Origin of the sequence: Streptomyces sp. NPDC015127, from assembly GCF_043080095.1 — a bacterium.
In the GTDB taxonomy this organism is placed as follows: Bacteria; Actinomycetota; Actinomycetes; order Streptomycetales; family Streptomycetaceae; genus Streptomyces.
Genome location: NZ_JBIBVE010000009.1, coordinates 87,448 through 110,330 on the forward strand (window position 1 = coordinate 87,448; position 22,883 = coordinate 110,330).

Annotated in this window: 20 protein-coding genes and 1 pseudogene; 10 read left to right on the forward strand and 11 right to left on the reverse strand. The window is 72.7% G+C overall.

Annotated features, from left to right (window positions below; genetic code table 11):
• Positions 1-46: 46 nt before the first annotated feature.
• Genes ACF08N_RS19080 through ACF08N_RS19090 form a run of 3 tightly spaced genes read left to right on the forward strand, consistent with a single transcriptional unit; the run spans position 47 to position 3,080 of the window.
• Positions 47-814, forward strand: a complete 768-nt coding sequence (locus tag ACF08N_RS19080) for a (Fe-S)-binding protein (RefSeq protein WP_392325788.1) — start codon at positions 47-49, stop codon at positions 812-814.
• Positions 811-2,433 (forward strand): lactate utilization protein B, encoded by a 1,623-nt coding sequence (locus tag ACF08N_RS19085; RefSeq protein WP_392325789.1) that lies wholly within the window; start codon positions 811-813, stop codon positions 2,431-2,433. The genes ACF08N_RS19080 and ACF08N_RS19085 overlap by 4 nt, the downstream gene beginning before the upstream one ends.
• On the forward strand, positions 2,430-3,080 hold the full coding sequence (locus ACF08N_RS19090) for a lactate utilization protein C (RefSeq protein WP_392325790.1): 651 nt from the start codon (positions 2,430-2,432) through the stop codon (positions 3,078-3,080). Before ACF08N_RS19085 ends, ACF08N_RS19090 begins: the two co-directional genes overlap by 4 nt.
• 46 nt (positions 3,081-3,126) lie before the next feature.
• On the opposite strand, the gene ACF08N_RS19095 is transcribed toward ACF08N_RS19090, so the two are convergent.
• Positions 3,127-4,248 carry a DUF2786 domain-containing protein gene (locus ACF08N_RS19095; protein WP_392325791.1) on the reverse strand — a complete coding sequence of 374 codons (1,122 nt, stop codon included), beginning with the start codon at positions 4,246-4,248 and terminating at the stop codon, positions 3,127-3,129.
• Between ACF08N_RS19095 and ACF08N_RS19100 the strand changes: the two genes are divergently transcribed.
• Positions 4,241-4,663, forward strand: coding sequence for a hypothetical protein (locus tag ACF08N_RS19100; protein WP_392325792.1), 423 nt, complete (start codon positions 4,241-4,243; stop codon positions 4,661-4,663). The two genes, ACF08N_RS19095 and ACF08N_RS19100, sit on opposite strands and share 8 nt — an antisense overlap.
• 42 nt (positions 4,664-4,705) lie before the next feature.
• On the opposite strand, the gene ACF08N_RS19105 is transcribed toward ACF08N_RS19100, so the two are convergent.
• Positions 4,706-6,505: a SpoIIE family protein phosphatase gene (locus tag ACF08N_RS19105; protein WP_392325793.1), complete on the reverse strand. Its 1,800-nt coding sequence runs from the start codon at positions 6,503-6,505 to the stop codon at positions 4,706-4,708.
• A 197-nt stretch (positions 6,506-6,702) separates the two neighbouring features.
• On the reverse strand, positions 6,703-7,374 hold the full coding sequence (locus ACF08N_RS19110; RefSeq protein WP_392325794.1) for a lipoprotein: 672 nt from the start codon (positions 7,372-7,374) through the stop codon (positions 6,703-6,705).
• 123 nt (positions 7,375-7,497) lie between these two features.
• Between ACF08N_RS19110 and ACF08N_RS19115 the strand changes: the two are divergent.
• Together ACF08N_RS19115 and ACF08N_RS19120 are read left to right on the forward strand one after the other, a co-directional pair.
• A pseudogene (locus ACF08N_RS19115) lies at positions 7,498-8,038 on the forward strand (maltose acetyltransferase domain-containing protein).
• A gap of 49 nt (positions 8,039-8,087) precedes the next feature.
• Positions 8,088-9,749, forward strand: coding sequence for a bifunctional 3'-5' exonuclease/DNA polymerase (locus ACF08N_RS19120; RefSeq protein ID WP_392325795.1), 1,662 nt, complete (start codon positions 8,088-8,090; stop codon positions 9,747-9,749).
• A gap of 287 nt (positions 9,750-10,036) precedes the next feature.
• On the opposite strand, the gene ACF08N_RS19125 is transcribed toward ACF08N_RS19120, so the two are convergent.
• Positions 10,037-10,945, reverse strand: a complete 909-nt coding sequence (locus ACF08N_RS19125) for a zinc-binding alcohol dehydrogenase family protein (RefSeq protein WP_392325796.1) — start codon at positions 10,943-10,945, stop codon at positions 10,037-10,039.
• Positions 10,946-11,188: 243 nt separating this feature from the next.
• On the opposite strand from ACF08N_RS19125, the gene ACF08N_RS19130 reads away from it, so the two are divergent.
• Positions 11,189-11,941: a ScbR family autoregulator-binding transcription factor gene (locus tag ACF08N_RS19130; RefSeq protein ID WP_392325797.1), complete on the forward strand. Its 753-nt coding sequence runs from the start codon at positions 11,189-11,191 to the stop codon at positions 11,939-11,941.
• Positions 11,942-12,035: 94 nt separating this feature from the next.
• Here ACF08N_RS19130 and ACF08N_RS19135 read toward each other — a convergent pair whose 3' ends face one another.
• Together ACF08N_RS19135 and ACF08N_RS19140 are read right to left on the reverse strand one after the other, a co-directional pair.
• Positions 12,036-12,800, reverse strand: coding sequence for an SDR family oxidoreductase (locus tag ACF08N_RS19135; RefSeq protein WP_392325798.1), 765 nt, complete (start codon positions 12,798-12,800; stop codon positions 12,036-12,038).
• Between the two features lie 300 nt (positions 12,801-13,100).
• Positions 13,101-13,802, reverse strand: coding sequence for a ScbR family autoregulator-binding transcription factor (locus ACF08N_RS19140; RefSeq protein WP_392325799.1), 702 nt, complete (start codon positions 13,800-13,802; stop codon positions 13,101-13,103).
• 227 nt (positions 13,803-14,029) lie between these two features.
• On the opposite strand from ACF08N_RS19140, the gene ACF08N_RS19145 reads away from it, so the two are divergent.
• A complete protein-coding gene (locus ACF08N_RS19145; protein ID WP_392325800.1) occupies positions 14,030-14,941 on the forward strand; it encodes a ScbA/BarX family gamma-butyrolactone biosynthesis protein in 912 nt (303 codons plus the stop codon).
• Positions 14,942-15,116: 175 nt separating this feature from the next.
• On the opposite strand, the gene ACF08N_RS19150 is transcribed toward ACF08N_RS19145, so the two are convergent.
• The 5 genes from ACF08N_RS19150 to ACF08N_RS19170 all read right to left on the reverse strand — a co-directional run bounded on the left by ACF08N_RS19150 (position 15,117) and on the right by ACF08N_RS19170 (position 19,891).
• Complete coding sequence (locus ACF08N_RS19150) at positions 15,117-15,356, reverse strand: phosphopantetheine-binding protein (protein WP_392325801.1); 240 nt, start codon at positions 15,354-15,356, stop codon at positions 15,117-15,119.
• An 81-nt stretch (positions 15,357-15,437) separates the two neighbouring features.
• Entirely contained in the window at positions 15,438-16,460 is a 1,023-nt protein-coding gene (locus ACF08N_RS19155) for a beta-ketoacyl-ACP synthase III (RefSeq protein ID WP_392325802.1), read from the reverse strand.
• A gap of 52 nt (positions 16,461-16,512) precedes the next feature.
• Entirely contained in the window at positions 16,513-17,901 is a 1,389-nt protein-coding gene (locus ACF08N_RS19160; protein WP_392325803.1) for an aldehyde dehydrogenase family protein, read from the reverse strand.
• Positions 17,901-18,998 (reverse strand): phenazine antibiotic biosynthesis protein, encoded by a 1,098-nt coding sequence (locus ACF08N_RS19165; RefSeq protein WP_392325804.1) that lies wholly within the window; start codon positions 18,996-18,998, stop codon positions 17,901-17,903. Before ACF08N_RS19165 ends, ACF08N_RS19160 begins: the two co-directional genes overlap by 1 nt.
• A 140-nt stretch (positions 18,999-19,138) precedes the next feature.
• Positions 19,139-19,891: a DsbA family protein gene (locus ACF08N_RS19170; RefSeq protein WP_392325805.1), complete on the reverse strand. Its 753-nt coding sequence runs from the start codon at positions 19,889-19,891 to the stop codon at positions 19,139-19,141.
• Positions 19,892-20,296: 405 nt separating this feature from the next.
• On the opposite strand from ACF08N_RS19170, the gene ACF08N_RS19175 reads away from it, so the two are divergent.
• Positions 20,297-21,769 carry an MFS transporter gene (locus ACF08N_RS19175; RefSeq protein ID WP_392325806.1) on the forward strand — a complete coding sequence of 491 codons (1,473 nt, stop codon included), beginning with the start codon at positions 20,297-20,299 and terminating at the stop codon, positions 21,767-21,769.
• 110 nt (positions 21,770-21,879) lie between these two features.
• Positions 21,880-22,815, forward strand: a complete 936-nt coding sequence (locus ACF08N_RS19180; RefSeq protein ID WP_392326005.1) for an oxidoreductase — start codon at positions 21,880-21,882, stop codon at positions 22,813-22,815.
• Positions 22,816-22,883 lie beyond the last annotated feature (68 nt).

Sequence of the window (22,883 nt, forward strand, 5' to 3'; positions counted from 1 at the left end):
CCGTCGTTAGTATGGTCGGACCATACCGCTACGGGAGGCTCGCTCGATGCGCATCGGACTCTTCGCCACCTGCCTGGGAGACACCCTCTTCCCCGACGCGGTGCGCTCGACCGCGCTCCTGCTCGCCCGCCTCGGCCACGAGATCGTCTTCCCGCCCGAGCAGACGTGCTGCGGCCAGATGCACATCAACACCGGGTACCAGCGCGAGCCTCTCCCGCTCGTACGGAACTTCGCCGAGCAGTTCGGCGACTCCTCGCTCGACGCCGTGGTCATGCCGTCCGGCTCGTGCGCCGGATCCGTGCGGCACCAGCACGAGCTCGTCGCCCGGCGCTACGGCGATCCGGCGCTCGTCACGGCCGTCGCCGGGGTGAAGGCGAAGACGTACGAGCTGTCGGAGCTCCTCGTCGACGTGCTCGGCGTCACGGACGTCGGGGCGTACTTCCCGTACCGCGTCACCTACCACCCCACGTGTCACTCGCTGCGGATGCTGCGCGTCGGCGACAAGCCGCTGCGGCTGCTGCGCGCCGTGGAGGGCATCGACCTCGTGGAGCTTCCGGAGGCCGACGCGTGCTGCGGCTTCGGCGGCACGTTCGCCCTGAAGAACGCCGGGACCTCCACCGCCATGCTCCAGGACAAGATGCGCCACGTCGTCTCGACCGGCGCGGACGTCTGCACCGCCGGCGACTCGTCCTGCCTCATGCACATCGGCGGCGGCCTCTCCCGTACCGGGGCGGAAACCCGCACGCTGCACCTCGCCCAGATCCTCGCCGCCACCCGCACCGCGCCGTACGCCCCGACGGAGGCCGCCCGATGAGCAGCCCGACGAACAACCCGACGGACAGCCCGATGAGCGGCCCGATGAGCGGCGGCACCTTCCTCGGCATGCCCGCCAGGCCGCCGCGCGTCCCGTACGGCACCGGGAACCTGCGCGGCGACGTCCCGTTCCCCGAGGCCGCCGGGCGCGAGCTGGGCAACGGGCAGCTGCGCCGCAACCTCGGCAGGGCCACGCGCACCATCCGCGCCAAGCGGCTCGCGGTCACCGGGGAACTGCCGGACTGGGAGCCGCTGCGCGACGCCGGCTCCGCGATCAAGACCGACACCATGAACCGGCTCCCGGAGCTGCTGGAGGAGCTGGAGCGCAAGGTCACCGAACGCGGCGGCACCGTGCACTGGGCGCGCGACGGCGCCGAGGCCAACGCGATCGTCACCCGCCTGGTCAAGGCTGCCGGCAGCGACGAGGTCATCAAGGTGAAGTCGATGGCCACCCAGGAGATCGGGCTCAACGAGCACCTGGCGGACGAGGGCATCACCGCCTGGGAGACGGACCTCGCCGAGCTGATCGTGCAGCTCGGGCACGACCGGCCCTCGCACATCCTGGTCCCCGCGATCCACCGCAACCGCGACGAGATCCGCGACATCTTCCGCAGTCAGATCCCCGGCGTCGACCCGGACCTCGACTCCGTGCCCGAGCACCTGGCCGCCGTCGCCCGCGCGTACCTGCGCGGCAAGTTCATGACCACCAAGGTCGCCGTGTCGGGCGCCAACTTCGGCATCGCCGAGACCGGCACGCTGTGCGTCGTCGAGTCCGAGGGCAACGGCCGGATGTGCCTGACGCTGCCCGAGACGCTCATCACCGTCATGGGCATCGAGAAGGTCCTGCCGCGCCATCAGGACCTGGAGGTCTTCCTCCAGTTGCTGCCGCGCTCCTCGACCGGCGAGCGGATGAACCCGTACACCTCGCTGTGGACGGGCGTGACCGAGGGCGACGGGCCGCAGGACTTCCATCTCGTCCTCCTCGACAACGGGCGCACCGCCGCCCTCGCCGACCGGGCCGGGCGCGAGGCGCTCAACTGCATTCGCTGCTCGGCCTGTCTGAACGTCTGCCCGGTGTACGAGCGCGTCGGCGGCCACGCCTACGGATCGACGTATCCGGGCCCGATCGGGGCGGTGCTCACCCCGCAACTGGCCGGGATGCACGCCGCCGAGAACGACCCGAACGCCTCGCTGCCGTACGCCTCCAGCCTCTGCGGCGCCTGCTTCGACGCCTGCCCGGTGAAGATCGACATCCCGTCGCTGCTGGTCGAGCTGCGCCACCAGAAGACCGAGCAGTCGGGGCGCGGCGCGGAGCGGCTGGCGATGAAGGCGGCCGCGTCCGTGATGAAGCGGCCGAAGCTCTACACCGCCGCGCAGAAGGCGGCCCGGCTGGGCCGGGTGGCGGCAGGACGGGACGGAACGATCGGGCACCTGCCGCCGCCGTTCTCGGGCTGGAGCGACAGCAGGGACACGCCCGCGCCGCCGAAGCAGACGTTCCGCGCCTGGTTCGCCTCGCGGGAGGGCGGCGAGGCGATGCGGGAAGCCGCCCGCGAGGGCGAACGGCAGCGTGAGCGGAACGACACGACGGCCGGCCGCGCCCACCACGAGGAGGAGCAGTGACCGCACCGGCAACCGGGCCGTCCGCCCGCGACATCGTGCTCGGCCGGATCCGCGACGCCCTCGCGCTCGCGCCCCGGCGCGAGGTGACAGTGCCCCGCGCCTACCGCACCGGCCGCACCCTGCCCGCCGAGGAACGCCTGGCCCTCTTCACCGACCGGCTGACCGACTACCGGGCACGGGTCCACCTCTGCACCGCCGACCGCACCGCCGAGGTCGTCGCCCGCGTCCTCGGGGAGCGCGGCGCCCGCGTGGTCGGCGTCCCGGCGGGGCTCGACCCCGGCTGGCTGACCGAGCACGACGGCGAGGTGCGCGTCGACACCGCCGACGTGCCGGCGGCCGGACTGGACGCGCTGGACGGGGTGGTCACGGCGTCGGCCGCCGGCTGCGCCGAGACCGGCACGATCTTCCTGGACGGTTCGCCGGACCAGGGACGGCGGGCGCTGTCCCTCGTACCGGACCTCCACGTCTGCGTGGTCGACCTGTCCACGGTGGAGGCGGGCGTCCCCGAGGCCCTCGCCCGGCTGGTGCCGGGGCGGCCCACCACGCTGATCAGCGGCCCGTCGGCCACGTCCGACATCGAGCTGGAGCGCGTGGAAGGCGTCCACGGTCCGCGCACCCTGGACGTGATCGTCCGTACCGACGTCTGAGACGTCGAAGGGCCGGTGGCCGAGGACCGCGGCGCGGGCCTTGGCGCTAGCGCAGCGGCGTGCGGCGCGAGTGCGGCTCGCGTCGGGCCCGGTCGGCGGCCGACGTGCCGTCACGCCAGCCGTCCAGATCCGTCGCGCCGCGGACGCGGGTCCTGGTCGTCTGGGGGAACATGCGGTCCGCATGGTCGGCGACCGCCACCTCGCGGGTGGCCAGGACGGGGAGCAGGTCCTCGGTGACCTGTTCCCCGGCCACCGCCGCCAGGTGCTCGCCCAGGCGGGACGCGTACGCCGTCCAGAACGACTGCCGGAACGTCTTCGTGCGCCGGCGTCCGCCCGCCCGCTGCGCGGCCTCCGCCTTCGTCATGGCTCCGGCGCCCTGGACGAGCAGGGAGGTGTAGAGGAGTTCGACCGATTCGAGGTCGCCCTCGAAGCCGACCACAGTGGTGAAGCCGAAGGCGCTGTTCCAGACCGCGCGGCAGCGGTTCGCGGAGGCGATCGCGTCGAGCAGGACCGCCTTGGCCGTCTCGTACGGGGCGTCCACGCCGATACGGCAGGCGGACGGCGCGTCCTTGCTGTGCGCGCCGTGGGCGATGACCGCCTCGTCGATGCTGTGGCGGGCCATCAGCTCCTGCGCCTTCGCGGTCAGGGCCTCGGCCTCCTCCGGGTAGCCCGTCGCCTCCGCCTTGGCCAGCAGGGCGCGGACGCGGGTGAGCATGCGCGGCTCGTGCGGGGAGGCGATGGCCGTCAGGGGCGTGCCGGGCGGCGGGGCGACGGGCTCGATCCGCGGGAGCCGGGCGAGCAGGCGGTACAGCTCCAGGACGGAGGTCGCGTGGGTGAAGCGGTCCGCCCGGTACGGCTCGTGGTCCGCGAGGACGGCGAGCTGGTCCCGCCAGCGCGGTGCGAGCCGGTCGCCGTAGGTGCGCGACTCGGCGGTGATCAGATCGGCGGCCAGGCGCTCATGGGCGTCGTCGAGGTCGCGCCGGACGATGCGTACGACGTCGGCGGGCTGCCAGCCGCGCTCCCAGGCGCGACGCAGCAGCTCCTCGCCGCGCCGGAGCAGTCCGGCGTCGGCGGACGGGTCGGCGGCGAGGAGGGAGGCGGCGGTGTCCAGCGACTCGTCGCCGTCCGCGTACAGCGCCGCCGCCAGCGCCTTCTCGACCGTGTCCACACACCAGATGGTGTCACGGGGTACGGCCTGCCCCACCCCGCGGACGCCCCCTCGTGGTCGTGATCGGCGGACGTCCGGCCGGACGGGCCTGCTCGTCGTCCTCGGCATCGCCCTCGTGTACACCGTGATCGCGCTCGCCGGCACGCTGCTCATGGCCACGTCCGCCCGGACCGGCGAACTGGCCTCGCTGCGCGTCGTCGCGGGCGAAGCGCTGTTCGCGGTCGCCGTCGGCGCGGTGCTGGGAGCGGCCGTCACGGCCGTCAACCTGGCAGGGCCGGCAGGGGCGTTGTGGGCGCTCGCGGCACCGGTGACGGTCGCGGTGCCGTGGGGAACGGCCGGGCTCGCCCTCGGCGCGTGCGCGGTGGTCGCGGCGCTCTCGGCGGTGGCCGGCTGCCCGCGGACGGCCCGGCGGTGAGGCGGGCGCCTACGGACGATGCGCCCAGGAGAGGCGACGGGCCTAGGAGGCGATGTTCTGCTCCGCCCACACCACCTTGCCCTTGACGGTGCGGCACGACCCCCAGCGGCGGCAGAGCATGTTGATCAGCTGGAGTCCCCGGCCGCCCTCGTCGCTGAGGTCCGCGTGCTGGATCTGGGGCAGGTCGGGGCCCGTGTCGGACACCTCCACGGTGAGGCGTTCACCGCGCAGCAGCCGCAGCTGGCCGGGGCCGTTCCCGTAGCGCAGCGCGTTGCCGACGAGCTCGGAGACGACGAGTTCGCAGATGTCGGCGAGGTCCGTGAGGCCCCACGCCGAGAGCTGGTGGGTGACGAGGCCGCGGGCGACGGAGGCGGCACGGCCGTCCTTCGGCAGCTCCCACACCCGCAGATCGGTGCGCGGGACCGCGGAGTCCGCGGCGACGAGGAGCACCGCCTCGTCGAACCGGGCGGCACTGGCCGGTGCGCACTCCAGCAGCCCGCCCGCTTCCAGCGCCCCCGGGTCGAGCCCCAGCGCCGATGTGCGCAGCCGGTCCAGCTGGACGTCCATGTCGTCGGTCCGGGACTTGACGAGTCCGTCCGTGTAGAGGACCAGCCGGCTGCCCTCGGGGACCTTCAGCCGCAGCGGGTCGTACGGGATGACTCCCGCGCCGAGCGGCGCGCCCGTCGGCACGTCCACGAAGGAGGCCGAGCCCGGCCCGTCGAGCAGCAGGGGCGGCAGGTGCCCCGCGCTGGCCAGGGTGTAGCTGGAGTCGGCCGGGTCGTAGACCGCGCACAGGCAGGTGGCGACCTGTTCGTCCTCCAGGTCGCGGGTGGCCAGGTCGAGCCGGGCGAGGACCCGCTCCGGGGCCATGTCCAGGGTCATCAGCGTGCGGGCGACCGCCCGCAGGCGTCCCATGGTGGCGGCCGCGGGCAGCCCGTGTCCCATGACGTCGCCGACCATGAGGGCCGTACGCCCGCTGGGCAGGGCCATGACGTCGTACCAGTCGCCGCCCACGCCGTGGCCGGCGGCGGACGGGGCGTACTCGGCGTGCACCCGCAGTCCGGGGGTGTGCGGAGTGACGCGTGGCAGGAGGCTGCGCTGCAGGGAGACGACGTGCTCGCGTTCGCGCCCGTACAGGCGGGCGTTGTCGATGAAGACGGCGGCCTTGGAGGCGAGCTGTTCCGCGAGGGCGAGGTCCGTGGAGGAGAAGGGCGGGGTGCCGGGACCCCGGACGAAGTCGGCGGTGCCGAGCAGCACCCCGCGGGCGATCAGCGGCACGGCGAGGTAGCTGTGCACACCGGCGGCGCGCATCTTGACGGCCGCGCTGGCGGTGGGCGCGACGCGGGCGAAGTCGTCGTCGTTCATCCGGCCCAGCAGGACCGGCTTGCCCTGGCGGAGGCAGTACCGGTGGAGCAGTGTCTCGTGCGGCATCTCGGCGTGGACGAACGTCTCCCCGATGGGGGTCGGTTCCAGGGAGGAGAGCTCCTCGATGGCGCACAGCGCCGTGGCCCGCATGGCGGGGATGCCCGTGCCGGTCCAGCGGCTGCCCTCGTCGCCGCGGAGCACGCTCTCGAGGATGTCGATGGCGGCCCCGTCGGCGAAGCGGGGCACGGTGAACTCGGCCAGCTCCTGCGCGGTGCGCTCCAGGTCCAAGGTGGTACCGATCCTGGACGTGGCGGAGTTCAGCCAGGCGAGCCGGCTGCGGGTGGTGAACTGGTCGGGCTGCACCAGGCCCCTGCCCCGGCGGAAACGCGGGCCCGCACGGCCGGAAAGGTGCGCCGATGCGCCGCCTCCCGACGAGATCCGGCTGGTCAGGCGCCGTTTGCGGCTGCCGCCGTTCACCGTTTCGGCCTCCCAGTCACGTCGCCCGCGCCTTGGTCCACAGTGTGCCCCGGAAGGGCGCACCACGCTTGCCGGACGGCGTGGCCGCTCGACCGCGGTCGTTCAGCGTACGGCGAAGGGGGCGGTTCACGGCAGGTCCGTGGCACAACGGCTCTGCGGACACCGGGCCCCGGTCCGCCGGACCGGGGCCATGGGGTTCAGGAGGTGCGGAGGGACGTCCTCGCCAGCTCGTACGCGGGAAGCATCTCCTCGTGCTCCTGGGTGTCGAGTCCGCCGAGGTCCACGACCACGACGCCCTTCGGCGTCGTCACGGCGAAGGCCCGCTCCTTCTTCGGCTCGTCCAGGAACTCGTCGGTGTTGACGTACGTGACCTCGACGGCCTCCAGGCCACCCGCCTTCGTGGCGGTGTACGCCTCCTTCTCGCGGCTCTTCGCCGCGTCCGCGACGAACGCCCGCAGCGCCGCACGGGCGTCGTCGCCGGCCTTGCCGCCCGTCCAGACGCGGAGGAAGCCGATGTTCCCGGCGGGCTTCGCGTCGATCTCGCAGACGAGCGTGACGGGCCCCTGCCGCAGCAGCGCCCCGAACTCGTCGTCCGGGCCGCCGCTCTCGACCGCCTCTGGCTTCCAGTCGGCCGCGAGGTCGAAGGTGACGGGCATCGGGCAGGCCGAATCCGGGGCGCCGATCGTGGCCCCCTTCTTCACGGAGTCCGCGGCGGCGGGCGTCGCCGTGGCCTTCGCCGTGCTCCCGGCCCCCGCCTTCGCGTCCGCCGCCGGCTCCGACGAGCAGCCGGTCACCGCCCCCAGCACCAGGACCGCTGTTGCCGCCGTGCCGGCCATGCCGCGTCCGCGGCCCTGCATCACTTCTCGCACCGAAGGATCCCCACCCTGTGAAAGTGCTCGCGGCCATGACAGGCCGCGTAGTAGGGATCAATCGTACGGAGAGGGCGATTCGAGCCGAGGGGCGGACCGCGCACGGGCGAGAACAAGGACCGGATGCCGACCGGCGAGTGGTACCTGCCCGACGATCCCGGACTCGCCGAGGACACCGCGCGGCGCTTCGCGCTGTGCGCCGCGTACAACGCGGGCGGCGGCGCGGCGCCCGCCGACCGGGAACGGATCCTCGCCGAACTGCTCGGCGCACTGGGCCGGGACGTGCGCATCCGGCCGCCGTTCCAGTGCGACTACGGCCGCCACATCCGCATCGGCGACCGACGTTCGTCAACCTCGACGCGGTCTTCCTGGTCGCCGCGCCCCTCACGATCGGCGCCGACGTGCAGACCGGTCCGAACGTCCAGATCCTCACGCCCACCCACGACCTGGACACCGAGCGCCGCCGGGCCGGCTGGGAGCGCGCGGACCCGGTGACGATCGGCGACAACCTGTGGCTGGGCGGCGGGTGGTCGTCTGCCCCGGGGTGACGATCGGCGAGAACACCTTGGTCGGCGCCGGGCCCGTCGTCACGAAGGACCTCCCGGCCGTCGGCAGCCCGGCCCGGGTCGCCCGCGACCTCACGGACCGGCCCGCGGGGCCGTGAAGCGCGGCGCTACGCCGCACTGTCCGACCCTGCTGCCACACTCGAACCCATGAGCGAGCGGTGGGCCGTGGCGGCGGCGGACGGGGGCGGGGCACGGCTCGTCCCCCTCGGCCCCGACGGCCTGCCCTCGGGGCCGATCCGCACCGAGCCCGACCTCGTCGAGGCGGTCCGCTCGCGCCCCGGCGTCGGCCGGTGGGTGTGGCGGTCCACGGCGGAGATCTATCCCGGCCTGCTCGCGGCGGGCGTCAGGGTCGAGCGCTGCTACGACATCGAGGACGCGGAGCTGCTGCTGCTCGGCCACGAGGGGCGGCTGGGAGAGCCGCGCTCGGCGGCCGCCGCGTGGGCCCGCCTGCGGAACGCGCCCGTGCCGCCCGATCCCCCGGCGCGCGCGGCCGTGCCGGGCGCGCAGTCCCCGCTGTTCGAGCCGCAGCCGGTGCCCCTTCCGCTGGAGGCGCTGCTGGAGGTCTACGCCGACCAGCAGCGCCGGCACGACGCCGCCGAACACCCGGGGCGGATGCGGCTGCTGACCGCCGCCGAATCGGCGGGGATGCTGGTGGCCGCCGAGATGCACCGGGCGGGGCTGCCGTGGCGGGCCGACGTGCACCGCGAGGTGCTGCACGAGCTGCTCGGCGAGCGGTACGCGGGCGGCGGCGAGCCGCGCCGCCTCGCGGAGCTGGCGGACGAGGTGTCAGCGGCGTTCGGGCGGCGGGTGCGGCCGGATTTGCCGGCGGACGTGGTGAAGGCGTTCGCCGGGGCGGGGATCAGGGTGCGGTCGACCCGGCGCTGGGAGCTGGCGGAGATCGACCATCCGGCGGTCGAGCCGCTGATCGCCTACAAGAAGCTGTACCGCATCTGGACCGCGCACGGCTGGGGTTGGCTGCAGGACTGGGTGCGCGACGGGCGGTTCCGGCCCGAGTACCAGCCCGGCGGCACCGTGTCGGGGCGTTGGACGACCAACGGCGGAGGGGCGCTGCAGATCCCCAAGGTGATCCGGCGTGCGGTGGTCGCGGACGAGGGCTGGCGGCTGGTGGTGGCCGACGCGGACCAGATGGAGCCGCGGGTACTGGCGGCGATCTCCCGTGACCGGGGCCTGATGGAGGTCGCCGGTCACGACGGCGACCTGTACGCCGCGCTGTCCGACCGCGCGTTCGCCGGCGACCGCGCGCACGCGAAGCTCGCGCTGCTCGGTGCGATCTACGGGCAGACGTCGGGCGACGGCCTGAAGAACCTGGCGGCCCTGCGGCGCCGGTTCCCCGCGGCCGTGGCGTACGTGGACGACGCGGCGAAGGCGGGCGAGGAGGGCCGCCGCGTCCGCACCTGGCTCGGCCGGACGAGCCCGGGGGCGCAGGACGCCGGGGCGGAGGAGGCGGGGATCCCCCAGGAGGAGGACGAGGACCGTGGCCGTTTCTCGTCCTCGGACGCCCGCGCGCGGGGCCGCTTCACGAGGAACTTCGTGGTGCAGGGCAGCGCCGCGGACTGGGCCCTGCTGATGCTGGCGGCGCTGCGGCGGTCGCTGGCGGGGATGCGGGCGGAGCTGGTGTTCTTCCAGCACGACGAGGTGATCGTGCACTGCCCGGCCGAGGAGGCGGAAGCGGTGACCCACGCGATCCGCGAGGCGGGGACCCTCGCGGGCCGGGTCGCCTTCGGCGCCACGCCGGTGCGGTTTCCGTTCACGGTGGCGGTGGTGCAGCGATACGCGGACGCGAAGTAGGAAAGTCGGGCCAAGCCCAGGCACGCCGCGCCAACCGATCCCCGGCCAGAGCAGGTCGTCGCCGCGCCAACGGACCGGGCCAAGATCAGCCCCGCCGGCGATTGAGGCGCGGGGCCCGGGGCAGAGCCCCGCAAGCACGCCGCGCCTACGAACCCGCCAAAGCCAGGTCGCCGCGCCAACGGACCGGGCCCACACCAGCGCGCCGCGCCCCCCGCCGAAGCCAGCGCGCGCCAACGGACCCGGCCCACACCAGCCCCGCAACGCACCCGCAGAGCCGGACGGGCCCGTCACGGACGCAGGACCGTCTTGCCCGTCGTCCGCCGCGCCCGCAGGTCCTCGAACGCGCGCCGCGCCTCGCCCAGCGCGTACGGCGGTGACACCACCGGCGTCAGGCGCCCCTCCGACACCAGGCGCAGCATCGACGTCAGCGGACCCGACACCGCCCCGGGCCGCGCCAGTGCCGGCCGGAGCCAGAAGCCGACGACCGCCGCGTTCAGGCGGGACAGCCGCGCCGGGTCCACGGGCGGCAGGCCCTTCCCCGTCGCGTCCCCGTACGTCACCAGGCGGCCGTAGTCCGCGAGCGACGCCAGCGCCTGGTCGAACAGCTCACCGCCCGTCGCGTCCAGGACCACGTCCGCGCGCTCCGCGAGCGGGTACTCCGCCACCGCGTCCGCCCCCAGCTTCAGGGCCAGTTCACGCTTCTCGGGCGTCGACGCCTGGGCCAGGACCCGGCCCGCGCCGAAGATCGTGGCGAGTTGCACGGCGAGGCTGCCCACGCCCCCGCCCGCCGCGTGTACGACGACCGTCTCGCCCGGCCGCAGGCGGGCCGCCGATTCCAGCAGGTGCCACGCGGTCAGGCCCTGCACGAGCAGCGCCAGCGCCTGCCCCGCGTCGAGTTCGTCGGGAATCGCGACGACGGCGGACTCCTTGGCGACGGCCAGCTCGGCGTAGCCGCTCGCCACCCGGGCGAGGACTCGGCGGCCGTCCGCGGTGCGGCCGACGACCTCGCTGCCCGGGATCAGCGGCAGGGATTCCGCTACGGCGTAGGAGCCGTCGACGACGAGGGTGTCGGCGTAGTTCACGCCGGCCGCCTCCACCGTGATCAACACCTCGCCCGGCCCCGGTACGGGATCGGGTGTCTCGACGGCCTCCAGCACCTCGGGACCGCCGAATCGACTGAACTGGATCGCACGCACTGTCGATCCTCCCCCTTCTGTCCGGTGTGCCCGGCCGCCGACGCGGCTCGGGCTCGAATAAACAACCGACTCAACGGTTTCTTTCTTCACGCATGCCGACGGAGATGACAATGTCTGACCCTCGGTACGGCTCCCACCTCCCGATTCGGGGTAGTTTCAGCGGCCAATGAGAGCGAAATCCCGTCGGACCTCGCACACCAAGGGACAGTAAAGAAACCGCATGGTAGGTTTCCGAGTCGGGACATGTCCCTCGTTTTGCCGGATCGCGAGGAAGGGGTGGCGGCGGTGGCCAAGCAGGAGCGAGCGGAACAGACCCGGCGGGCCCTGATCGGCGCGGCGGCCCTCACCTTCGACGAAGTGGGCTACGAGCGCTCCTCCCTCACCCGCATCAGCGAGGCCGCCGGCGTCTCCAAGGGCGCGCTGTCGTTCCACTTCGCCTCCAAGGAAGAACTCGCGGACGCCGTCCAGGAGTCCGCCCACCTCGCCGCCCGGGCCGTCGTCGACGACGTGCGCCGCCGCCCGGGCCCGGCCCTGCAGTCCGTCATCGACATCACGCACGAGCTCGCCGCCCTGCTGGAGAAGGACCCGGTCGCCCGGGCCGGCGCCCGGCTCGCGCGGGAACGTCCCCAGGCCGCGTCCCTCCCGCGCCACTGGAACGCGGCATGGGCGGAGGCCGTACGCCGGTTGCTGCGCCACGCCCGGGCCGACGGGTCCCTGATCCCTGATGCGAACGTCCACACGGTCGCCGTACTCGTGGCGTATCTGATGTCAGGTCTGGAGACGACCGTGCGGGACCACGGCGTACTGGCCGACCTCGTACCGCGCCAGGACACCGACGACCCGCCGGAGCCGCCCCGCGCGTGGCTCAGCCGGATCTGGGAGCTCGTGCTGCCGGAGGTGGCCGCCGCAGGGCACCTGCCGGTGCTGATGGCGGACGGCTCCCGGGGCGGGGACGGCGCGCTGTGCCCCCTGGGGCCTCCCACGGCGGAGCCCTGACGCCCGATCCCTCCACGGCCGCGACAGCGGGCCCCGGGGCCGCACGAGAGCCGTGGACCGGCTCCCCGGCTCCCCCGGCCCCGTGCGCCCCGCGTCAGAGCCGCGAGCCGCCTGTCGCGTCGATGTACTGGCCGGTGACCCAGCGGGACTCCTCGGACGCGAGGAAGCCCACGATGTCCGCGATGTCGGCCGGCTGCCCGATGCGGCCGAAGGCCGAGAAACCCTCCAGGAAGGCGGCGCCCTCCGGGGTCGAGCGCAGCGGCGCGTTCATGTCCGTCTCGACGAAGCCGGGCGCCACCGTGTTCACGGTGATCCCGCGTCCGGCGAGCTCCTTGGCCAGGGCCAGCGTGAAGGTGTCCACGGCCCCCTTGGTCATCGAGTAGGCGATGGCCTCGGGGAACGCGATCCGGGTCACGCCGGAGGAGATGTTGACCACGCGCCCGCCGTCGCGCAGCAGCCCGAGCCCCTGCTGGACCAGGAAGAACGGCGCCTTGACGTTGACCGTGAACAGCCGGTCGAAGTCGGCCTCGGTCACCTCCTGGATCCGGGCCGTCGGTCCGAGCGCGGCGTTGTTGACCAGCACGTCCAGGCCCGGCTCGGCGCCCTGCGCGGCCAGGCCCTGCCCGAATCCCTCGTAGAGCGCGGCCACGCCGTCGGCGGCGGCCAGGTCGGCGCGCACGGCAAACGCCCGTCCGCCCTCCGCGAGGATCGACTCGACCGTCTCCTTCGCGGCCGCCTCGTTGCTCCCGTAGTGGACCGCGACGAGGAATCCGTCCCTCGCCAGCCGCTGGGCTGTGCCGCGGCCGATCCCCCTGCTCGCTCCCGTGACCAGCGCTGTCCTCGCACGCGAAGCAGTCATGCGACCGCCCTCCCCTTCGAAGTGATCGATGTCGGTCATCGATGGTGTGTGACGGGTGACCGGCAGGGTGTGCGCCCCGCCGGAAGCACCCCGGCCGGCAGGACCCAGGCCCTGTCCGGCCGATCTTGCCGGGCTCGCGTGCCCTGGCACGCGCATCTGCTGCGTTGTCGTCGGTCGCCAATGTCCCCCGTAGCCCTTCGGGCACGGGAGGTGCCCCCACCGCAGTGGCTCCCTCTTCCGCCTTGCATCTGCACGCACCAGGCCCCGCTCACTGATCCGGCCTGATCGACCGGACAGGACCTAGGCGCCCGCGGCCGCCCCTGCCGTGAGTTCCGCGCCGTTCTCGCCGTCCGCCTCGGCCGGTCCGGCCTCCTCGGCGGCCCGGGCCGACACCCGCGCACCGCGGTCGGGCCTGGTGTCCAGCCTGCCGAGGATCCCGGGGACGGCGATGGCGGGCAGCATGTGGTCGTACATCAGGCCCACCTGGCGCTCCAGGCAGGCGATGTCCGCCGAGGCCTGCGAGGTGAGCGACAGGCCGGTGAAGGCACCGACGAGGATCTCGGCGGTCTCCTCGGGCTGCACGTGCGGCAGCAGCTCGCCCCGGGCCTTGGCCTGGCTGAGCAGGCTCGCGACCAGCTCGGTCCACTCGCTGTACGGGGCGCCGAAGAGCTCCCGCGAGCTCTGGTCCGCCGCGAGCCGCGCGGCCGCGCGCAGCACGACCTCGCGGGGCAGCCGGTAGGCCAGCACCATGCTGACGTCCACGACCTCCTGGAGCTTGGACGGCTGCTCGGGGACGCCCTCGGTGGTCACCGCGTAGGCGAGGACCCCTCTGGCCAGGTCTTCCTTGGACGAGAAGTGGAAGTACAGCGCGCCCTTCGTCACGTCGGCGCGGGCCAGGATGTCCGCGATGGTCGCGGCCTCGTAGCCCCGCTCCGCGAAGACGGTCGCGGCCGCCTCCAGGATCGCCGCGCGAGTCCTGGTCGCGCGTTCCTGACGGGCCATCAGGCCTCCTCTCACTCCCCGTTCGTTTTCAAGTTCTCGTTGAGTTTGCCTCAGATCGATTGACAAAACAAACCGGGCAGTCCGTATCTTAGCAGGGGAGCGGACAGCCGTTCCTACGTAGAAGGTCTACGAGCCTGGGGGGTTCTATGTCTCAGTTGTCCATCCATGCCCGAAAAAGGACCACGCGCAAGATTCGCCGGTCGGCTTCGTCGCCGAGCAGCGCGGCGGTGGTCTCCACGGTCGGCACCCGGCCGAGCGGACCGATCACCCCGAAGTACGTGCACCGCGTCGCCGAGGACGACATCCTGATCACCTCGTGGACGCGACTGGGCGAGGACCGATTCCACCTCTCCGCCGACTGGACGGTGGCTCACGGATTCTTCGCCCCGGCACCGAGGGCACGGCACAACGAGATGCTCGTGGCGCAGACCATCCGTCAGGCCGGTCTGCTGCTGGCGCACGCGGGGTTCGAGACCCCCACGTCGGACCAGTACCTCATGAACAAGCTCCAGTACTCCTCGGACCCGGACTACCCCACGGTGGACCGGACCATGGACGCCATCGAGATCGACGTCCGCTGCGTACCGTCCGGACGCCGCAGCCTGGACATGCACTTCGTGTTCTCGCACGAGGGCACGATCTTCGTGACCTGCAGCGCCGCGTTCAGCTGGGTGCCGGCGAACGTGTACGGACGTCTGCGCGGAGAGTACGCCTCCGCCCGTCCGAACGGTGCACCCGCCCCCGTCGCTCCGGCCCTCGTGGGCCGGCGAACCGAGGACGAGGTGACGCTCGCGCCGAGCGACCGGCCCAGCCGGTGGGAACTGCGCGGCGACACCGGGCACTTGGCCCTGCTGGACCACCCGGTCGACCACGTGCCGGGGCTGGTCCTCGTCGAGGCCGCCCACCAGGCGGCATTCGCCCACGCGGGGCCCGACGGCTTCGTGCCGACGTCGACCTCCATCGTGCCCACGAAGTACGTGGAGTTCGACGACCCCTGCTGGATCGAGGCGCGCGACGTACAGGGCGCACTCCCCGGCAGCCGGGCGATCGAGGTGACCGGGACGCAGCACGGTGAACTCACCTTCCGCTGCGTCCTCACGTCCTGCGTCAACTGGCCGCCGGCCGTGGGTGAGTGGTAGTCCGGCCGCGCGGCGGCCGGATGCGTGACTGAACACGAGCACAGCGGAGGCCCTGTCCGGGGTAGGGACAGGGCCTCCTGCTCGTGGGGACGCGAGCATGTGGGGGGCGTGGGGATGTGGGGGGCGTGGGGGATGTGGGGGCGTGGGGGTGCGGGGGGATCGCGGGGGCGGCCGGTCAGGCCGCGACGCCCTTCTCCTGCAGCATCACGGCGGTGTTCTCAATGGTCTTCGCGGCCTCTATCTCCCAGTCCTCGACCTCGACGCCGTACTGCTTCGTCAGCAGCACCGCCAGCTCGACGAGGACCAGGGAGTCCAGCTCCATGGACTCGTAGGTGGCGGTGATGTCGACCTTGTCGGCGTCGATCTCGAACTTGGAGACCATGATCTCGGCGATGTTCTCGGCAACGGCGCTCATGGGTTTCCCTCTCGCTCTCCCGGCGTTCTGCCGGCCTTCTGACCTACGGGGCTGTGGTGCGTGTGGTGGTGCGGTGACGGCTCAGGCGGTCGTGATGTCCGGCCAGACGAGTGCGGTCGAGCCCCAGGCGAGCCCGCCGCCGAAGGCGCTCAGGACCACCCGGTCGCCCGCCGTGATCCGCCCGTCCGCCACCGCGTCGCCGAGCGCAAGCGGAATGGACGCGGCGGAGGTGTTGCCCACCCGGTCCAGGTTCACCACCGCTCGCTCCCGGTCGATGCCGAGCAGATCCGCCAGCGAGTGCAGGATGCGGACATTGGCCTGGTGGCCGACGAACCGGTCGACGGACTCCTTCTCCCAGCCGATCTTCTCCAGCAGCGCGGTCGACGACTGGCCCATCCGCGTCACGGCGTGGGTGAAGACCGGCTTGCCCTGCATCCGGAAGTAGGCGTCGGCCGGGTCCGGCTCCGTGTCCGACAGCCGCTGGCGCGATCCGCCGGCCGGGACGGTGATGAGGTCCGGGTGGCTTCCGTCGCTGCCGAGGTCGAACCCGAGCAGCGCGCCGGGCTCGTCGGCGCCGCCGGCCTCCAGGACGACCGCCCCGGCGCCGTCGCCGAAGATGACCGATGTGGTGCGGTCCTCGGGGTTGAGGATCGAGGAGTACGTCTCCGCCCCGATGACCAGGACCCGTTCGGCGATCCCGGCGGTGATCAGGCCGGCCGCGGTGGCGGTCGCGTAGACGAATCCGGCGCAGACCGCGGAGACGTCGAAGGCCGGCACGGTCCCGAGGCCGAGCCTGGCCGCGACCGCCGGGGCGGTCGCCGGGCACGGGTGGTCCGGTGTCGTGGTGGCGAGCACCACCGCGTCCGCGCCCGTCGCACCCGCCGATTTGAGCGCACGCGCGCCGGCCTCGACCGCGAGGTCGGAGGTGGCCGTGCCCGGCTCGGCCCAGAAGCGCTGCCGGATACCGGTCCTGCTCCTGATCCACTCGTCACTGGTGTCCAGCCGCGCGGACAGTTCCTCGTTGCTGACGGCGCGCCGGGGAAGCCATGTCCCCAGGCCCTTGAGGACGGCGGCGCGCTGGGGCGCCGGCTGCTCGGTGCTCATTGACCTCGGCCTCTCACAGGGAAGGATCGGAAGAAGGGGGCGGACGACGCCGTCAACCGCGGATCACGGTCTTGGTGCGCATCAGGAACTCGCCCAGGTAGCCGTCGTGCGGCACGCTGCGGTCCATCCAGTGGGTCGGGTGGTCCCCCAGGTGGACGTTGCAGATGGTCGGGTCCTCCACCAGCGCGTCGATGAGTTCGGCGTGCCTGTCCTCGTCCCCGGTGATCACACCGAGCACGAGCGTCTCGCGCAGCGGGGCGATGCCGTCGCCGGGGCTCCACGGCGCGACCCACACGCAGGGGAAGGGGAGTTCGACCCGGTGCTGACCGCCCTCGGTGGAGGCGAGCTCGTGCACGGCGGGCCGCAGCACCGCACTGCCGTCCGGCAGTTCCTCGACGACACCCTCCGCGCCGAGGTGCGCGGTGGTCCCGGCGGCCTGCGCGAGGAGGTAGCGCTCGAGGTTCCGCGCGGTCTCGGCCGGCTGCACGGGCAGGACGGCCTTCTCGTCCTCGGGCGGCAGCGACGGCAGCGCGGCCAGCCGCTCGGCGAGCGCCCGGGCCAGCGGCGCGGGGTCGCCCTCGACGAACACGGCGGTCGTGTTGACGCACTTGACGCCGCCGTGGTGGCCGACCGAGTCGACGATCGTGTCGAGGTGCTCGCGCCAGTCGGCGTCGGCGGTGACGAGGATCTTGGACCGGCCGGGGCCCTGGGCGAGCACCGTCGTGTCGGCGGCGTACTTCCGGACCACGTCGTCGCCGCCGTAGCTGATGCTCAGGTCGGCGCCCGCCATGACCTCGTCCGCGACCGCGTGGTCGGTGGGCAGCAGCACGACGTGGTCGTCGCCGAAGCCCGCGGCCCGCAGCGCGAGCACGAGACGGTGGGGGGTGAACGGCTCGCGCCGCGAGGGCCGTACGGCGACCCGGTAGCCGAGGGCCAGCGCCTCCAGCCACAGGGCGTGCGGCGCCGGGTGGTTGCCCGCCGCGTTGACCGCGAGGACCTCACCGCGCCGGGTCCACACGGCGCGGCCGATACGGGTGAGCGGGTGGCGCCAGTCGGAGACGGCACCCGTGGGGCGCGCGTGGTACGAGGGGGTCAGCACGCGCTCGGCGGAGTCGGCGATCTCGTCGGCCGCCGACCGCACGGCCTGGAGCGGCACACCGCAGATCCGCGAGACGGTCCGCTCGTACTCCTCGTACGACAGGCCGCCGACCTCCTGCTCGCGGAAGATGCGGGCCGCGCGGGAGAGGGCGGCGAGCCGCTGCTCCTGCGGCAGCGGACGCGCCTTGCGCAGCGCGACCATGGCGCGTCCGACGAACAGCGCGGGGACGAGGCTCAGTTCGGCGGTGGGGGCGCCGGCCACGTCGGGGATGGTGAGCCGCTTGCGGGACCGGTAGGGCCCGCTGGGGCCGAGCGCGTCGAGTCCGACAGGTTCGGCGGTCATCAGTAGACCCCCTCGATGACCTTCTCGTCGTCGAACTCGCGCACGGGTGCGATGTCCGCGACCGAGTCGCCGACCTGGCCCTCCAGCGGGCGGATACGGGTGGCGAAGTCCCGCTCCAGGTTGTTCGGCAGGAACAGGCTCTTGCCGACGTAGTTCATGACGACCCGGCCGCGCTCGCCGTACTCGACGGGCTTACGGGCCTCCAGGTCGATCACGTTGTACGTCATGTAGGGCGAGAACGGGTCGTAGACGCACGGCTCGTCGTCGCTGAGACCCGGGCGCTCGCTGACGTGGCCGAGGGTCATCGTGTTGCCGAAGCCGCTGTAGAGGGCGATGCCCGGGTACAGCTCGGTGCGGTACAGATGCCGGGTGTCGGGGTCGAGCTGGGTGCCGACCCACATGATGGCCTTGACCTTCTTGCGGATCAGCTCGACGAGGTCGTCGCGCCGGCTCAGCCGCTCCAGCACCGGCGGCGTCAGCATCAGGACGCCGATGTCCTGGGAGGCCAGCGCGTGGGACAGCTGGTCGACCAGGTGGTCGGTGTAGAGATCGGCCTCGGTGTCGGCACCGCGGGCGATGATCTTCTTCACCCAGCGCGGGTCCACGTCGATCGTGAACGACAGGCCGCCGCGGGCCGCCACCAGCTGCTGGAAGGTGGCGCCGACCATGTGCGGGCCGGACGGGATCGACAGCAGCCAGTTCACGTCGCGCGGCACGCCGTGGGCGTCGAGCTGCGCGTTGCTGTGCGCGATCAGCATCTCCAGCCACTCCTGGAGCATGACGACCCGCTTCGGCGCGCCCGTCGTGCCGCCGCTGTCGAAGACACCGACGACCTTGGGGCGGGGGCCGTAGCCGCGCGGGATCAGATCCTCCGCGCGGACGTCGCGCAGCGAGTTCGCCACGTTGGGGAACAGCTTGAGGTCGTCGAACCCGCGCACATCGGCTATGGGATCGAACTCCAGCTTCCGGGCCTGTGCCAGCCAGAACGGCGAACCGGTCTCCGGCGAGAAATGCCAGCGGAGCGCCGCGCGGAGGAATTCGTCCGGATCCGGAGTGACACCGTACGGCAGCTCGAGAATGGGATCGATGGCGGGCATCGATGTGCTCCCTTCGGGAAACAACAAGAGCGAGAACAAGTCAGCCTGTTGCCCTCATTGAAATGCCCGGCCATCGACCCCTGCAAAGTCAGCCAATTTACTCTGTCAGGTGATACGCGGCGGGAATTGACCGGAAGTCATCATTCCTGTGCGGTGACGGAGTCGAGGACACCCTCCGCCCAATCGGCGGAGTAGGCGTGGAAGTCGGGGAAGCCGCCCTCGTTTGGGTCGGCCGTCCAGCGGAAGTCGGCGCCGGGGTTGTGCACGTCGACGCCGGCCGCCGTGAACAGATGCGGGCTGCCCTGGACCCGCGGGCTGCGCGCCACCGCCCAGTCGCGGTACACGGCAGCACGCCCCTCGCCCCGCTCCACGGCCGAGGCGAGCGCCTTCTCGTCCACGAGCGGGCACTCCTCGGCGACCGCGAGTATCTCCGGGACGATGCTGATGCACCGGCCCTGCGCGTAGAACGCGTGCCGGAGGGCGGTGTCGAGCTGGTCGGAGGCGCGCAGCCCGCCCACCTCGGGGGCCTTCGCCGCCTGGACCGCCTCCATGGCGGGCAGGGTGCTGACCGGGTAGGTGTACTCGGGCGCCGACCACAGCCGCCAGCCGAGCGCGGGCACCTTGGCGCCGATCGCGACGACCTCGGCGTCGATGATCGGCTTCGGCGTGGACTGGCTGTTGAACAGCTCCAGCGGGAAGACCCGGTGGTCCACGAGAAGTTCGGTGCCGCGCCGCTCCGCCGCCGCGTGCACCGTGTGCAGGGCCAGCGTCGCCCACGGGCAGCCGATGTCGGACCACACGGTGACCGTGCGGGCGTCGCGCGACAGCAGGGAGTCCTCCTGCCGTGTCCCGGGGGTCACCGACATGGACGGGGTCTCGGCCAAGGGGTTCATCTGAGGTCCTCTTTCCTGGAGTCCGGGCCGTGCCCAGGGGCCGGGGAGAACCACCGCCGGCCGAAGCGCGGCCCGGCCAGTGTGACCGCCGGCACGCCGCCGCGCGCAGTCCGCGCGGGGGACTTCGTCAGTTTCCCGGCCATGACCTGACGAAGTGGACGGGCGCGGATCGACCGGCCGCGCCCGGCCGCCGAGCATGGCAGGGCGAGGTTGTGTCCGCGCGGACACGACCTCGGGGCGGTCGTGCGGACCGGACGGTACCGCGCACGCCCCGCCCACCTTGCGCGCTGCCTCGGGCACGTGGCCGATCTCGCAGGCCGGAACGCCGACGGCCGGCTCCGCCGGTACACCGGCAGCCGCGACCCTGCCTGATCCGAGGGTCAGGCCCCAGCGAAAGGTCTCACCATGTCCGTGCTCGACGAGACGGCGAGCCGCGAGGGATCCGGTCCTTCGCGGCCGCGCATGACACAGCGCCAGCGCGCCGTCCTGATCCTGCTCCTCAGCTCCACGTTCCTGCTCGCAGCCGACCTGTCACTGCTCAACGTGGCCGTCCCGCTGATCGGCGACGGCCTCGGTTTCGCGGTCGGCGACCTGCAGTGGATCGCGACCGCGTTCGCCCTGACCGCGGCCGGGTTCACGCTGTTCTTCGGTCGTGTCGGCGACTTCTTCGGCCGCCGCATGCTGTTCATCGCGGGCATGACGCTGCTCGTGCTGTCCTCGCTGCTCGGCGGCGTGGCGAACGACCCCACCGTGCTCATCACCGCGCGGGTCCTGCAGGGCCTCGCCACCGCCATGTCCACCCCGGCCGCGCTCTCCCTGCTCACCACCTCGTTCCCGGAGGGTCCGCTGCGGGCCCGGGCGCTGGGCGCCAACGGCGCGATGGTGTCGGCCGGGTTCACCGTCGGCGCGATCGTCGGCGGGCTGCTGACCGATCTGCTCAGCTGGCGCTGGGCGTTCCTGATCAATGTGCCGATCGGCCTGGTGATCATCGCCTTCACGCCGTACCTGCTCGCCGAGAGCAAGGTCGCCCGCACCGCCCGGATGGACGTGCCCGGCGCGATCACCGTGAGCACCGGTCTGGTCTCGCTCGTCTACGGCGTCTCCCGCGCGGGCGAGGAGGGCTGGGCCGACCCGTTCGTGCTCGGCTGCGTCGTGATCGGCGCCGCGCTGCTCGTCTGGTTCTGGCGCATCGAGCTGCGTGCCCAGGAGCCGCTGGCGTCCGTACGGATCCTGCGCAAGCCGACCGTCCGCTGGGGCAACATCGGCGGTCTGGTCACCATCACCATGCAGACCGCGGTGATCTTCATGGTCACGCTGTACCTCCAGGACGTGCTCGGCTGGTCGGCGATGGCGACGGGGCTCGCGTTCGCGGTCCTGGGCGTCGCGGCGTTCCTCGGCGGGTCGTTCGCGCCCCGGATCATCGGGCGGATCGGCAACCACCGCAGCCTGGTCACCGGTATGGCGCTGCAGGCCGTCGGGCCCGTCGGCCTGGTTCTCGTCGCCCGGCAGGACAGCGGTCCGGCCGGTGTGACGGTGCTGCTCGCGCTGCTGTCCGTGGGCGCGTTCGGCCATGTGACGGCGGTCGTCTCGTACATGGTGACCGGGACGTCCGGGCTGCCGGACGAGGAGCAGGGGCTCGCGACCGGGCTCGCCACGATGACGCAGCAGGTGGCGCTCGCGGTCGGTATTCCGGTGATCAGCTCGATCGCCACGAGCCGTATCCACGCCCTGGAGGCCACCCATTCGGAAAGCGAATCGGTCTTTTCCGGTGTGCGGCTCGCGCTCGCGGTCGACGCGGGCGTGGTCATCGTCGCCGTCGTGGTCATCGTCGTATTCCTCCGGCGCGTCGCGGAACAGCGCCGCGTCGACATGAAGTGACACAGTCGCCGGGTTGCTGCTGCGCACAGGGCGTCCGTCGCCATTGAATTCACTCGCCCACTTCCGTCCCCACGATCACTAGGAGAATCGGAATGGATTCCACAGTCGGTATGGATACCGCTGTGCGCGCGGATGCCGCCGGTCAGTTCCTGCTCGGCGGAGACCTTTCGATCCACAGGATGGGCTACGGCGCGATGCAGCTCGCCGGCCCCGGTGTCTGGGGGCCGCCGCGCGACCCCGACGCGGCCGTCGCCGTCCTGCGCCGAGCACGGGAACTCGGTGTCAACCACATCGACACCAGCGACTACTACGGCCCCCATGTGGTCAACAAGCTGATCCGCGAGGCACTGCACCCCTACGGCGACGACCTCGTCATCGTCACCAAGGTCGGTGCGCGGCGCACGCCGCAGAAGGACTGGCCGGCCGCACTCTCCCCGGCGGAGCTGCGGGACGCGGTGCACGCGAACCTGAAGCACCTGGGTCTCGAGCGGCTCGACGTCGTCAATCTCCGCATCGTCGCCGAGGGCGGCGGGCTCACGCCCGAGGACTCGATCGAGGAGCCGTTCACGGCGCTGGCCGAGCTGCGCGAGCAGGGGCTGATCCGCCACCTGGGCGTGAGCAACATCAGCCCCGCGCAGCTGGCCGAGGCCCGCGGCATCGCACCGGTCGTCTGTGTGCAGAACGAGTACAACGTGGTCCGCAGGGACGACGAGGAGCTGCTGAAGGCGTGCGCGGCGGACGGCATCGCGTACATGTCCTTCTTCCCGCTCGGCACGTACACCCTGCTGCGGGCGGAGAAGGTGCCCGGCCAGGACGCCAAGGTGCCGAAGGCGGTGCCGCTGACGGGACAGCCGCTGGAGAACGTCGCCGAGCGGCACGGCGCCAGCCCGTACCAGGTGGCGCTCGCCTGGCTGCTGGGCCGCAGCCCCAACCTCGTCTGCATCCCGGGCACGTCGTCGGTGGCGCACCTGGAGCAGAACATCGCGGCGGCCGCGCTGCGACTGACCGAGCAGGATCTGCTCGAACTGGACGGGCTCCAGGCCTGACCCGGGGGCCCTGTTCCGTATCGGTCCGGAACGGGAGCCCCCGTACGAAGGGGCGCCGCGGCCGGACC